Origin of the sequence: Paraburkholderia sp. BR13439 (assembly GCF_040948805.1) — a bacterium.
In the GTDB taxonomy this organism is placed as follows: Bacteria; Pseudomonadota; Gammaproteobacteria; order Burkholderiales; family Burkholderiaceae; genus Paraburkholderia; species Paraburkholderia youngii.
In genome coordinates this window covers 76489-89432 of the sequence record NZ_JBFPKN010000001.1, presented here as the reverse complement: position 1 = coordinate 89432, position 12944 = coordinate 76489, and the positions used below count along the sequence as shown (strand labels likewise).

Sequence of the window (12944 nt, the reverse complement as noted above, 5' to 3'; positions counted from 1 at the left end):
TGAGTACCTGAAGAACGAGGAGTCGAAAATAATCAGACAAAGCTCTGCGCGAGCGAGCCGAGCAGCAACTGCCAGCCGTCGACGAGCACGAACAGCATCAGCTTGAACGGCAGCGAAATCGTCGCCGGCGACACCATCATCATACCCATCGACATCAGCACGCTCGCGACCACCATGTCGATGATCAGGAACGGAATGAAGATCGTGAAGCCGATCGTGAAGCCGGTTTTCAACTCGCTCGTCACGAACGACGGCACCAGCAGCGACAACGGCACGTCTTCAGGCCCCTGCATCGGCGCCGCGTGCGAGATGCGCGCGAACAGTGCCAGGTCGCTTTCGCGGGTCTGACGCAGCATGAAGGTCTTGAACGGCGCGACGCCGCGCGACACCGCCTGGTCCATCGGCAGCGTGCCTTCGGAAAACGGCTTGTAGCCTTCGTTATAGGCCTTATCGAGCACCGGCGACATCACGAAAAACGTCAGAAACAGCGCAAGACCGACGAGCACCTGGTTCGGCGGCGTCGTGGTCGTGCCAAGCGCCTGGCGCAGCAGCGACAACACGATCACGATGCGCGTGAAGCTCGTCATCATCAGCACCATCGCGGGCAGGAACGACAACATCGTGAGCAGCAGCATCGTCTGCACGCTCAGCGAGTAGGTCGTGCCGCCGTTCGGGCCGGGGCTCGTCGTGAAGGCCGGCAGGCCGGCGGTTTGCGCGAACGACAGCGTCGGCAGCGCGACCAGCAGTGCCGGCAGCGCGAGTCGAAGCACTGCGGGGAGCAAGCGCGCCGCACGGCGCGATAGCGTGAAGAACCAACCTGACTGCCTGAAACTGACCTGCATTACCGATCCCCGCCGCGGTGCGCGTTGAAACGTTTGCCCACTTCGCCCTTCATGGCGTCGCGAAAGCGTTGACCAAAAGTGCCGGAAAGCGGTGCGGGCGAAGCGGCAACCGTATCGGCCGCGACGGAACCCGCCGGCATCGTATGCAGCAGCCGCACGTTGCCGGGCGCAGCGCCGAGCACGAGCCACGTATCGCCGATCTCGACGACCGCGACGCGCTCCTTGCCGCCGAGCGAAGCGCCGCCCACGGTCTTCACGAGGCCGCCGCGCTGGCCCGGTTGCAGGCCGAAGCGTCGCGCGAGCCATGCGCAGCCGAACACGAGGCCGATCACGACCGCGAGCCCGACCAAGGTTTGCAGCACCGCGCCGACGCCGAGCGCCGGCACCGCGCTACCCGCGCCGACCCCCGAGGCGATCTTCGCGGCGTTGTTGACTGCGTTCATGTCGGCGGCGTGAGCGACGCTGGACGCGATGAGCGGCGCGAGCAACACGCCGCGACCTGCCAAACGTTTCATCGATTGAGTTTCCGGATGCGTTCGGACGGCGTGATGATGTCGGTCAGCCGGATACCGAACTTGTCGTTGACGACCACCACTTCGCCCTGCGCGATCAGACAGCCGTTGACGAGCACGTCCATCGGCTCGCCGGCCATGCCGTCGAGTTCGACGACCGAGCCCTGTGCGAGCTGTAGCAGATTGCGGATCGCGATCTTGGTGCGGCCGAGCTCGACCGTCATCTGGACGGGGATGTCCAGGATCATGTCGATATCGTTGTGCGTCGCGGTCGGCTCGACCTTCGACAGCGGCTGGAACACACCGGCCGCGGCCGGGTTGACCTCGGCGTTGCCGTTCTGCTCGGCGAGCGCGCTCGCCCAGTCGTCCATCGCCGCGTCGTCTTCCGCGGCGGACAGCGCGCCGGCGGCGAGTTGCTCGGCTGCCTCGAGATCGCTCTCGGGCTTTGCGTTCAGGTCACTCATATCCACCTTCCTTCATCGTGTCGGCTGCGCTGATCATCTTCTGGACCCGCAACGCGTACTGACCATTGAAAATTCCGTAGCCGCATTCCATCACCGGCACGCCGTCGACTTTCGCGGTGATGTGCTCGGGAATGTTGATCGGCAGAACATCGCCTTTGCGCATGTTCAGGATCTGTTCGAACGTGACCGGCACCTGCGCGAGGTCGGCGGTCAGCTGCACTTCGGCGGCCTGCACCTGCTGCGACAGCACGCGCACCCAGCGGCGGTCGACGTCTATCGCTTCGCCCTGGATCGGCGAGGACAGCACGTCGCGGATCGGCTCGATCATCGAGTAGGGCATGCAGATGTGCAGCGTGCCGCCCGTCGAGCCGAACTCGATCGAAAACTGGGTGACGATGACGATTTCGTTCGGCGTCGCGACGTTGGCGAACTGCGTGTGCATTTCCGAGCGCACGTATTCGAACTGCAGCGGGCGCACGCTCTTCCACGACGCGGTGTAGTGCTCGAACGTCAGATTGAGCAGCTTCGTGATGATGCGCTGTTCAGTCTGCGTGAAATCGCGTCCTTCGACGCGCGTATGAAAACGCCCGTCGCCGCCGAACAGGTTATCGACCACGAAGAACACGAGGTTCGGATCGAACACGAACAGCGACGTGCCGCGCAGCGGCTTCACGTGGACGAGATTCAGGTTGGTCGGGATCGGCAGGTTGCGCGTGAATTCGCTGTACTTCTGCACCTTCACCGGGCCGACGGAGATTTCCGCCGAGCGCCGCATGAAGTTGAAAATGCCGACGCGCAACAGGCGCGCGAAGCGGTCGTTGATGATTTCGAGGCCCGGCATCCGGCCACGGACGATGCGTTCCTGCGTCGCGATGTTGTACGGGCGTACGCCCGTGCGATCGTTTTGCTCGGATTCCGTGTCGGATTCGCCGGTGACGCCCTTCAGAAGGGCATCGACCTCCTCCTGGGACATGAACTCTTCATGGCTCATTGCTTATTCCTCGTGCGTCCCTTGGCGATTGATGATGGCAGTGCTAGACAAGGTCACGTCACTGCACGACGAACTCGGTGAACAGCACGTCCTGCACGCGGATCGGTGCGGCGCCCCGCTCGGTCGGCTCTGTGATCAGCTTCTTCAGCTCTTCGGCGAGCGCGCGCTTGCCTTCGAGCGGCGCGAGTTCTTCGGGGTGCTTGTTCGACAGCGCGAGCAGGATGCGGCTGCGCACTTCCGGCATGTGATCGGTGAGCGCCTGCTGGGTGCCGGCGTCGCCGAGCTTCAGCGTGAGGCCGATGCGCAGGAAGTGTTGCTGGCCGTCGTCCGATTGCAGGTTGACGGTCATCGATTCGAGCGGGAAGAACAGCGGCACGGCGGACTGCGCCGGCGCGGCTTCGGCCGATACGGCGACGGGTGCGCGCTTCGACATGAAGAACCACACGCCGGCACCGGCAGCGCCCGCGGCGATCAGCGCAATGAGGACAATCAGGATGATGCGCTTCATGGGGCCCGGCGAGGCGGGCGCGGCTTGTTGCGGGGCGGTCGTAGTTGCCATTTGGGTTGCCAGCCTGGTGCTGGCGTAGTAAGGGTTAGGGTGATTGTTGTTGATTTGCCTGCGGCGCTATGGGTCGAAAAGAAGGGCTATTTCTGGCTATTTCTGGGTGTTTCTGGTTTTTGGCTTTTTTTTTGTCTTGGTTCTGGCTTGGTTGGCCTTTCCTTGCTGGCTTATCGGTCTATTAGCGTTGCCCCTGTGCGGGGCGGCACCTACTTTCTTTGCTGCTGCAAAGAAAGTAGGCAAAGAAGACAGCTAAAACCGCAAATTCTTAAGCGGGTCCCTCGGTCCGCGTGAGGTAGTGGTGCATCTGGAATCCGTGCTCCCGCACATTCCACCCCGGTGACAAGGCAGTCATTCCTCCAGCGGCGCTCCGCGCGCCGAATCCCCGTTTCAAAACCACTGGTTGTTCCGGCGCATCGCCGAGGCGCAGCCGACGGCCCCCGCTGCGCGGGCAAGCCCGCCGGTTTCCCAGGCACACCCGTCCGCGACGCACGTAGTGCGGAGTGGGAGGAATGATGGCTTTGTCACTGCCGGGGAATGTGCGGGGGCACGGATTCCAGATGCACCACTACCCCTGCCAAGCCAGGGGACCCGCTTATGAGCTGGCGGTTTGAGCTGTCTTCTTTGCCTACTTTCTTTGCAGCAGCAAAGAAAGTAGGTGCCGCCCCGCACAGGGGCAACGCTAATAGACCGACAAGACAACAAGGAAAGGCCAACACAGCCAGAACAACGACAAAAAAGCGCCCCGCCTCGCTTCAGGCAAAAGTATCGACTAATCCAACCTGCTGCCGCACGGCACCACTCCCGATGGCATCGCTGGAGTCCACCGAGTTGTCCCCGGCGAGGGCGCCGCCATTACGACCACCGCCCCCCTTTCCACCAGACCCACCCGCGTCAGCATTCTGCTGTTTCCCGCTCTGCCGGGCAAACCCATCACTCACACTCGCGCTGCCAAGCCCAATCCCATTGGACTCCATCGCCTCGCGAAGCTTCGGCAACGCCGCCTCGACCGCCTCCCGCACTGACTGGTGCTGCGACACGAACAGCGCATGCGCATGGTTATCCGCCACCTGCAACACGACCTGCAACGGCCCCAGATCCTTCGGATTGAGCGTCAGCTCAGCACTCTGCGAATGCGCATTCGACAAAAACACCACCTTCTGGCTCAACGCTTCTTCCCACGCGCTCGTGCCAACCTGCGGCGTCAACGCGTTCGCGGCGGCGGCAGCACTCGCGTTGCCGGTGCTCTGCACCGCCGCCGTCGTGCTAGCAGCGTTCGCTGCCGCCTGCGCCGCGGCCAGCGCGCTGTTCGCCGCCTCGGACGCGCTGCGCGCCAATGCGACGTTGTCCGCCTGGCCACTCGTCGCGGCCGCGGCGCTCATTGCGTCGGCGGCCGACTTCGCTGTCGATGGATCGGCCAGCGCGGTCGCGGCGGCCGTTGCGGTCATCGGCGTCGTGTGGATGGTCGAGGTGCCCTTGCCGGTGCCGGTGCCGACCGTCTTGTCGTCCGAGGTGCCGTTCAGGTCATTTTTCGTGTTGCTAAGGCCGCGCACCGCGCTCGATACGCTCCCGGCTTTCGCAGCCGCGCCGCTGGCGAGCGCGGCCGCAGGCACCGCGCCCTGGCCGCTCGATAGCGCGGACAACGCACTCTGCAACGCATCCTGCAGCGACTTCGGATCGACCGCGCCTTTCGTGCTCGCCGCGGCGGCCGTGAGCGCGCTCGTGGCGGTGCCGGCCAGCGCGCTCACCGCGTCGGCCGCGGAGCTTGCGGCATCGGTAGCGGTAGCGGTGGTCGCGTTCGCATCGGCGTTATTGACGACGGCCTGTGCCTGCGCTTGCGCCTGTGCCTGGACGGCAGCCGCCGCGGCGGCGAGCGCGCCAGCGTCGGTCTGCGCCTTGGTGTCTTGCTGCCTGGTTTGCGTCGTGGTCGACTGGCTGTTCGATGCCTGCTGCGTGGGTGTCGTCGGCGTCGTGGACGACGATGAAGCGCTGCTGCTCGCCGCGTTGCTCGTCGTGCCGCTGGCGTTCTGGCCGCTGCTCGCGCGCTGCTGCGACGGAGCGGGCGCCGGCGCGGGTGCGGGTGCGCTGGGCGCGCTCGGTGCCGAGGCTTGCGACGCCTTCGCTGAACCGGTCTGCAGTTGATTCGCGCTGTTCTGCTGGTCGATGCTCTGCTGCAAGGTCTGCGCGAACGGAGTCGAACTCGCGGCGTTCGCGGCCGCGCTGCTCGACCCATTGCTGCTCGCGTCGAGCAGCGTGCTCAGTTGCGAGCCGATCTGTGAAAGAAGCGACATAAAGAATCCTGTGAATCGGTCAAACGGGTGTGTCGTCAGGCATTAACCGTGAGGCAAGGCCTCAAGCGCCGTCGGCTCGCATGCGCAGACTTCGGGCCGCGAATTCATCGGCGTCGCGCTGTTCGCGCCGCGCCGCAACCTTCGCCTCGGCTGCCTCGCCGCGCGCCTGCAGCACTTCATACGAGCCGAGCTTCTGCTTCTGGCGCTGCCAGTCGGGCTTCGCCGCCTCGACGCGCGCGCTCGCCGTCGCGAGCAGGTTGCGCTGCTGATCGATCGCGGCGTCGAGCGTGTCGAGGAACGCCTGGAAGTTGCGCATGTTGCCGGCGGGCATGCCCGACTGCGCGCTCTCGGTGAAGCGTGCGTAGTATTCGTTGCGGTACTGCACGAGTGCGTCGAGTTGCGCCTCTACGTCGTTGCGCTCGCGCTGCGCGCGGCCGAGCCGCTGCGCGGCGGCGTCCACGTCGTCCTGCGCGAGACCGATCAGCGTCTTGATCGGAAAGTGTTTCGACATCGTCAGCCTCCTCGGCCCTAAGCAAACAGCGCGTTGAGCATGTCGATGCTCGGCTGGAAGTTCGCGCACTCACGAAAGCCTTGCTGCAGGAACGCTTCCATCCGCGGGTACAGCGCGATCGCGCGATCGAGCAGCGCGTCGCGCCCGGCCGAATAGGCGCCGACGTTGATCAGATCGCGGTTGCGCTGGTAGCGCGACAGCATCTGCTTGAACATACGCGTTTTATTCAGATGGTTATCGTCGATCAACGCGGTCATTGCCCGGCTAATCGACGCTTCGATATCGATCGCGGGGTAGTGGCCGGCTTCGGCGAGCGAGCGCGACAGCACGATGTGGCCGTCGAGAATCGCGCGCGCCGAGTCGGCGATCGGGTCCTGCTGGTCGTCGCCTTCGGTGAGCACCGTGTAGAACGCGGTGATCGAGCCGCCGCCCGCCGGTCCGTTGCCGGTGCGCTCGACCAGCGCCGGCAGCTTCGCGAACACAGACGGCGGATAGCCCTTGGTGGCGGGCGGCTCGCCGATCGCCAGCGCGATCTCGCGCTGCGCCATCGCGTAACGGGTCAGCGAATCCATCAGCAGCAGCACGTGCTTGCCCTGGTCGCGGAAGTATTCGGCGAGCGAGGTCGAGTACGCGGCGGCCTGCATCCGCAGCAGCGGCGACACGTCGGCCGGCGCGGCGATCACGACCGAGCGCGCCAAGCCTTCCTCGCCGAGAATCTGTTCGATGAACTCCTTCACTTCGCGGCCGCGTTCGCCGATCAGGCCGATCACGATCACCTCGGCGCTGGTGTAGCGCGCCATCGTGCCGAGCAGCACCGATTTACCGACGCCCGAACCCGCGAACAGCCCCATGCGCTGACCACGGCCGACGGTCAGCAGCGAGTTGATCGCGCGCACGCCGACGTCGAGCACCTTGTGAATCGGCTCGCGATTGAGCGGATTGATGACCGGCGCGGACAGCGGCGCATCGGTTTGCGTGCCGAGCGGGCCGAGCCCGTCGAGCGGACGGCCCGATGCGTCGAGCACCCGGCCGAGCAATTCCCAGCCGACTGGCAGACGCTTCGCGCCGGCGAGCGGATCGGCGATCGGCGCGCTTTCAAGCGGAAAGACGCGCGCGCCGGGCAACAGGCCGATCACTTCGGTGGTCGGCATCAGGAACAGCTTGTCGCCGGAGAAGCCGACCACTTCGGCTTCGGCCATCGGCAGCGAACTGCCGGGCGGCAGCTCGATCATCACTTCGGCGCCGACCGACAGGCGCAGCCCGACTGCTTCGAGCACCAGACCGGCCGCGCGCGTCAGACGCCCGCACGCGCGCAGCGGCTTCGCGATCGCGTTACGCGCGCGCAGCGCGTCGAGCTGGCCGCGCCATGCCTGCATGTGCGGATTGATGTCGAGCGCGGGATCGTAGGACGGTACGTGCGGCGCGTGAGCGGCGTGGTCCTTCGTCGCGGACGGGCGGCTCACCGCCGCGCCTGTCGCCGGATGCTCACTCGCGGGAGCGTGCCATCCCGCATCCGGGGGCCCCGGAAAACCGGACGACTCGACATCGGCCAGCGCCTCGGCGCCGAACGACGCCAACGCGAGTTCGCGTTCGAGCGGCGTCAGATCGCTCGCGCGGATCTCGTCGAGTGTCGGCTTCACCACGTGCTCACCTTGCCGAGCGCGGCGGCGACGCGCTGCCAGCGCGTGTCGATGCCCGCGTCGACCTCGCCGGTGCCGGCCTGCGCGCGGCAACCGCCACGCTCCACCGATGCATCGGTACGCACGGTCCAGCCGCGCGTTTGCAATTCTTCGAGCAGATACGCCTCGACGATCGGCAGATCGGCAGGACTCACGATCAGCGCCGGCGCCCCGGAGAGCGCGGGCTCAGCCGCGAGCACCTCGCGCGCGGCCGCGATCAGCGCGGTCGGGTCGTGCTGCACGTGCTGGCGCACGACCTGTTGCGCGATGTCGAGCGCGAGTGCGATCAGCGTTTCGGAGATCGCGTGCTGCGCGCCATCGAGCGCGGTCTTGAAGGTTTCGGCCAGCGCGGCGAGCCGCATCGCTTCCTCGCGCGCCGCGGTCTTGCCCTGCGCGAAACCCTGCGCGCGCCCCTGGTCGTAGCCCGCCTGATAGCCGAGCGCCTGGCCGGCCACATGACCGGATGCGACGCCCTGCGCATGCGCGGCTTCGCGGCGGCGCTCGAGTTCGGCTTCGAACGCGCGCTCGTCGAACTCGGGTTCGGCCGGCGGGGGCGGCGGCGGGGCCGGATCGAACGAGGCCATCTCCCAGCGCTGGTAAGCCGAGAGGCCGTCCTTTGCCGGGGCGTTCGAATCAGACATATGCGTCTTCCGCCTTGCCGCCGATCGCGATCTGGCCGCTCTCGGCCAGGTTGCGCACGATCTGCAGGATGCGGCGCTGCTGCGTCTCGACTTCGGACACGCGCACTGGGCCGCGTGCGTCGAGGTCTTCGGCGAGCAACTCGGCCGCGCGCTGCGACATGTTCGACAGGAACTTCTGACGCAGCGCGGGCGGCGCGCCCTTCAGCGAGATGATCAGCGCCTCGGATTCGACTTCCTTCAGCAGCAGCTGGATCGCGCGGTCTTCGAGGTCGAGCAGGTTCTCGAACACGAACATCTGGTCGATGATCTTCTGCGCGAGCTCGGCGTCGTACTGGCGCACGTTTTCGATCACGCCTTCCTCGTGGTTGCTCGACATGAAGTTCAGAATCTCGGCCGCCGTGCGGATGCCGCCCATCGGGCTGCGCTTCAGGTTGTCGCTGCCCGACAGCAGGCCGGTCAGCACGTCGTCGAGCTCGCGCAGCGCGGCCGGCTGGATGCCGTCGAGGGTCGCGATCCGCAGCAGCACGTCGTTGCGCAAGCGCTCCGAGAAGCACGACACGATCTCCGAGGCCTGATCGCGGTCCAGATGCACGAGGATCGTCGCGATGATCTGCGGATGCTCGTTCTTGATCAGTTCCGCGACCGCCGACGAGTCCATCCACTTCAGGCCTTCGATGCCGCTCGTGTCGCTGCCCTGCAGGATCCGGTCGATGATCGCGCCGGCCTTGTCGTCGCCGAGCGCCTTGGTCAGCACCGAGCGGATGTAATCGCTCGAATCGAGCGACATGCCGGTGTGCTGCTCGGCCTCGCGCACGAACTCCTGCAGCACCTCGTCGATCTGCTCGCGGGTGACGTTTTTCAGCGCGGCCATCGCGACGCCGATTTTCTGAACCTCACGCGGGCCCAGAAACTTGAACACCTGCGCCGCCTCTTCCTCGCCGATCGACATCAGCAGCAGCGCGCTCTTCACTACGCCTTCAGCGCTCATCGGACACCCAGTTCTTGACGACGGTTGCTACGATCTTCGGATCCTGACGCGCGATGTTGCGCGCGAACTCCAGGTTCCGCTCGTACTTGTGCTTCGCGTTTTCGAGCGCGAGCTTCTCGCTATCCGCTTCGATTTCGACCACCGCGCCATCGCGCTCCTCGGCCGGGATGCCGTCGAGCAGCACCGGTTCGTCGGGCGACATCAGCGCGGGCACCGGCTCGGGCGGCGGCGGGAAGGCGCGGCGCAGCGCGGGCTTCACCATCACGAAGTAGAGGAACAGGGCCACCGCGCCGATGCCGAGGTACGTCGCGATCTGCTTGTACAGCGCGAGCATGTCCGGGGTGCGCCACCACGGCAGGTCGGCGTTCGGATCGAGATCGGTGGTGAACGCGCTGTTGACCACGTTGACCGAGTCGCCGCGCGACGCGTCGTAGCCCATCGCGTCCTTCACGAGCTGCGTGATCTGCGCGAGCTTGTCGGCGCTGACCGGTTGCATCGTCACGTGGCCCTTCGGATCGACGACCCGCAGATAGTTGACGACCACCGCGACCGTCAGCCTGCGGATGCCGCCCATCGGCTGGTCGATGTGGCGCACGGTCTTGTCGAGCTCGTAGTTGGTGGTCGAATCCTTGTGATCGCTGATCGGGGTCGTGCTCACCGAGCTCGCGCCGTTGCCGGCCACGATCGGCGCGGAGGCCGGCTGCGGCGGCTGATTCGACAGCGCGCCCGGCACCCCCGAGGCGCCCCCCTGCGACATTTCGGTGGCGCTGCTCGTCTGCTGGCTGCGGATCGCGGCGTCCTGCGGATTGGCGTTCGGGCCGTACTTCTCCGAAGTCTGCTCGCTGTGCGAGAAGTCGATGTCGGCGCTGACCTGCGAGCGCGCGTTGCCGGCGCCGAACAGCGGCGCGAGGATCGTGTCGATGCGCTGCTGCGTGTTGCGTTCGATCTGCTGGCGGAACTTCAGCTGGGTTGCATCGAGGCCGCTGCCGTTGCTTGGCTGCGTGAGCAGGTTGCCGTCCTGGTCGAGGATCGTCACGCCGCGCACCGGCATTTGCGGCACCGCCGACGCCACCATGTGCGTAATCGCGACCACCTGCCCTTCGTCGAGCACGCGGCCCGGGTACAGGTTCACGAGCACCGACGCCGACGGCGGTTCCTTGTCGCGCACGAATACGCTCGGCTTCGGAATCGCGAGGTGCACACGCGCCGATTTGACGCTCGAGATCGATCCGATCGTGCGTTCGAGTTCGCCTTCGAGCGCGCGCTGATAGTTGACCTGTTCGTCGAACTGGCTGATGCCGAATTTCTGGTTGTCCATCAGCTCGAAGCCGACCGAGCCGCTCTTCGGCAGTCCCTGCGAGGCGAGGCGCAGGCGCGTCTCGTGAACCTGCTCGGCGGGCACGAGAATCGCGGTGCCGCTTTCGGACAGCTTGTACGGAACATTGGCCTGCTGTAGCGCGGTGATGATCGAACCGCCGTCGCGGTCGGACAGATTGCTGTAGAGCACCTTGTAGCTAGGCGCGCGCGACCACAGGAACAGACCGGCGACGACCGCCACCAGCAGCGCGACCGCGAACACGAGCGGCGCGCGCGGGTTGCCGCGCATCTGCGCGAGTCCGGACAGACGCTGGCCGAAATTGCCGCCGAGACCTCCGAGGCCGCCGAGACCGCCGAGGTCGGCCGTGCCGCCGGCCGGGCCGCTCGCGGCCTGAGCGGCCGCGGGCTGCGCGCCGGCGAGCCCCATGCGGGCGTCGGGGTTGATCAAAGAGTTGGCTGACGAATCCATGCGTCGGGTTTCTCCGGGGAGTGCTTTGGCGTTCTGCCGTGATGCCGCGCCGGGGCTCGGCGGACGGACAGAGACTTTCACCTTTGAAATTATCCGCAGCGCCGCTCAACCCGATTGCTTGAATAGAGCCGGGTTTCCCCCCTAGTTTCGGGACTTTCCGCGTGGGGCCGCTGCTATGCTTTCGTCCAGATCGGTACACCTTCCGGTGCTCCGATCGCCTATCCAACGGAGAAGAAGATGACCATGCCCGTGAACGCGCTATCGTCGGCGCTGCAACAGATGCAGGCGATGGCGGCGCAGGCGACCGGCGACTCGACCCCAGTGGCGGAGCAATCCGGCGCGGCGACGCCGACCAACTTCGCGGCGGCGCTGAAGGCCTCGCTCGACAAGATCAGCAGCGACCAGCAGAAGGCGATCGGTGAGTCGCAGGCGTTCGAACTCGGCGCGTCGAACGTGTCGCTGAACGACGTGATGGTCGATATGCAGAAGGCCAACATCGGCTTCCAGTTCGGCCTGCAGGTGCGCAACAAGCTGGTCGCCGCGTACAACGACATCGCGCAGATGTCGATCTGAGCGGGATCGCGCGCGACTGCCTGAAGGACTTGCCCGAAGGTCCGCTGGAGTCCCGTCCGCCGATCCGGCAAGCCGCTGCCGGCACATGCGCCGACGGCTTCGCGCCGCGTCTTCCGTGCCCGCCCAGCGGCGCTTTCGATCCTCCCGACACCGGACTAAAGCTTTGTCGTCGTGCATCCGATAACCAAAGTACATGTCAGCGATTGGCGCGGCGACGCGCCGCGCGGCCACGCCACGACTTAACCGCAGCCAGTATCAGAGGAGGAGCGCCGATGTTTTCCCAAGGACACGCTGGAGCCAACGCGTATGCGCGTGTCGGTATCGAGACATCCGTGATGGGCGCCAGTCCGCATCGTCTGATCGTGTTGCTGTACCAGGGTGCACGCCAGGCGATCGCGCAAAGCCGCCTGCATTTGCAGCAGGGCAACGTGGCCGAGCGCGGCATGGCGATCAACAAGGCGATCCGGATCATCGAAAGCGGGCTGCAGCCGTCGCTCAACCTCGAGGTAGGCGGCGAAATCGCCGAACGGCTCAATGCGTTGTACGACTATATGGCGCGTCGGCTGTTGCAGGCCAATATCAATCAGAGCGAGGCGATGCTCGTGGAAGTGGACCGACTGCTCGCGACGCTCGAAGAGGCATGGATCGGGATTGCCCCGGAGATCGCGCGGATGGCGGCACAGCCAGCCGCGGAAAGCCTGAGATGACATCGAACGCAGACTATTTTGCCCGCTATGAAGCGGTCGCCGCGCTGTCCTGCCGCATGCTGATCGCGGCCCGCCGTGCACTGTGGAGCGACCTGGTGCACTTGCAGGAAGAGTATCGGCATCTGGTCGAAGCGCTGCGCGAAGCCGACGTGGGCGTCAAGCTCGACGAGGCCGAGCGCCTGCGCAAGTACGCGCTGATCCGCCAGATCCTCGCCGACGACGCTGCGATCCGCGACCTCGCGAATCCGACCATGGCGCATCTGTCGGCGCTGTTCGCCGGCCGGCCGACGCGTGTGCTCAAGGAGTTGTACGGGGCGCGCTGAGTGCGGGCGGGCACGCGGGTGAGCTGGCGTCACGCCGTGCGCGTCTGAAGGATCGCAGCAATCAGAGCATCGCGCGC

At 65.9% G+C, this 12944-nt stretch carries 14 protein-coding genes; 3 read left to right on the top strand and 11 right to left on the bottom strand.

Translation table 11 applies throughout. The annotated features are described in order from the left end of the window. Positions 1-32: 32 nt before the first annotated feature. From fliP to fliF, 11 genes are all read right to left on the bottom strand, one after another. On the bottom strand, positions 33-842 hold the full coding sequence (gene fliP / locus AB3X96_RS00445) for a flagellar type III secretion system pore protein FliP (RefSeq protein WP_176380066.1): 810 nt from the start codon (positions 840-842) through the stop codon (positions 33-35). Further along, the gene (fliO, locus tag AB3X96_RS00440) at positions 842-1357 is read right to left on the bottom strand and encodes a flagellar biosynthetic protein FliO (protein ID WP_368588200.1); all 516 of its coding nucleotides are present in this window, start codon (positions 1355-1357) and stop codon (positions 842-844) included. Before fliO ends, fliP begins: the two co-directional genes overlap by 1 nt. Then, positions 1354-1818, bottom strand: a complete 465-nt coding sequence (gene fliN / locus AB3X96_RS00435; RefSeq protein WP_013090866.1) for a flagellar motor switch protein FliN — start codon at positions 1816-1818, stop codon at positions 1354-1356. Before fliN ends, fliO begins: the two co-directional genes overlap by 4 nt. Continuing rightward, positions 1811-2809: a flagellar motor switch protein FliM gene (fliM, locus tag AB3X96_RS00430; RefSeq protein WP_368588199.1), complete on the bottom strand. Its 999-nt coding sequence runs from the start codon at positions 2807-2809 to the stop codon at positions 1811-1813. Before fliM ends, fliN begins: the two co-directional genes overlap by 8 nt. A 58-nt stretch (positions 2810-2867) precedes the next feature. After that, positions 2868-3368: a flagellar basal body-associated protein FliL gene (gene fliL / locus AB3X96_RS00425; RefSeq protein WP_368588198.1), complete on the bottom strand. Its 501-nt coding sequence runs from the start codon at positions 3366-3368 to the stop codon at positions 2868-2870. A 755-nt stretch (positions 3369-4123) separates the two neighbouring features. Beyond that, complete coding sequence (locus tag AB3X96_RS00420) at positions 4124-5659, bottom strand: flagellar hook-length control protein FliK (protein ID WP_368588197.1); 1536 nt, start codon at positions 5657-5659, stop codon at positions 4124-4126. 61 nt (positions 5660-5720) lie between these two features. After that, positions 5721-6170, bottom strand: a complete 450-nt coding sequence (fliJ, locus tag AB3X96_RS00415) for a flagellar export protein FliJ (RefSeq protein ID WP_368588196.1) — start codon at positions 6168-6170, stop codon at positions 5721-5723. A gap of 17 nt (positions 6171-6187) precedes the next feature. After that, positions 6188-7813 (bottom strand): flagellar protein export ATPase FliI, encoded by a 1626-nt coding sequence (gene fliI, locus AB3X96_RS00410; RefSeq protein ID WP_368588195.1) that lies wholly within the window; start codon positions 7811-7813, stop codon positions 6188-6190. Then, positions 7807-8490 carry a flagellar assembly protein FliH gene (gene fliH, locus AB3X96_RS00405; RefSeq protein WP_368588194.1) on the bottom strand — a complete coding sequence of 228 codons (684 nt, stop codon included), beginning with the start codon at positions 8488-8490 and terminating at the stop codon, positions 7807-7809. The genes fliI and fliH overlap by 7 nt, the downstream gene beginning before the upstream one ends. Next, positions 8483-9478 (bottom strand): flagellar motor switch protein FliG, encoded by a 996-nt coding sequence (fliG, locus tag AB3X96_RS00400; RefSeq protein ID WP_368588193.1) that lies wholly within the window; start codon positions 9476-9478, stop codon positions 8483-8485. Before fliG ends, fliH begins: the two co-directional genes overlap by 8 nt. Next, positions 9468-11264 carry a flagellar basal-body MS-ring/collar protein FliF gene (gene fliF / locus AB3X96_RS00395; protein WP_368588192.1) on the bottom strand — a complete coding sequence of 599 codons (1797 nt, stop codon included), beginning with the start codon at positions 11262-11264 and terminating at the stop codon, positions 9468-9470. Before fliF ends, fliG begins: the two co-directional genes overlap by 11 nt. Positions 11265-11501: 237 nt before the next feature. On the opposite strand from fliF, the gene fliE reads away from it, so the two are divergent. The 3 genes from fliE to AB3X96_RS00380 all read left to right on the top strand — a co-directional run bounded on the left by fliE (position 11502) and on the right by AB3X96_RS00380 (position 12867). Next, positions 11502-11837 carry a flagellar hook-basal body complex protein FliE gene (fliE, locus tag AB3X96_RS00390; protein WP_368588191.1) on the top strand — a complete coding sequence of 112 codons (336 nt, stop codon included), beginning with the start codon at positions 11502-11504 and terminating at the stop codon, positions 11835-11837. A 272-nt stretch (positions 11838-12109) separates the two neighbouring features. Beyond that, positions 12110-12544, top strand: a complete 435-nt coding sequence (gene fliS / locus AB3X96_RS00385; RefSeq protein ID WP_368588190.1) for a flagellar export chaperone FliS — start codon at positions 12110-12112, stop codon at positions 12542-12544. Continuing rightward, positions 12541-12867, top strand: coding sequence for a flagellar protein FliT (locus tag AB3X96_RS00380; protein WP_176110009.1), 327 nt, complete (start codon positions 12541-12543; stop codon positions 12865-12867). Before fliS ends, AB3X96_RS00380 begins: the two co-directional genes overlap by 4 nt. Positions 12868-12944: the final 77 nt, after the last annotated feature.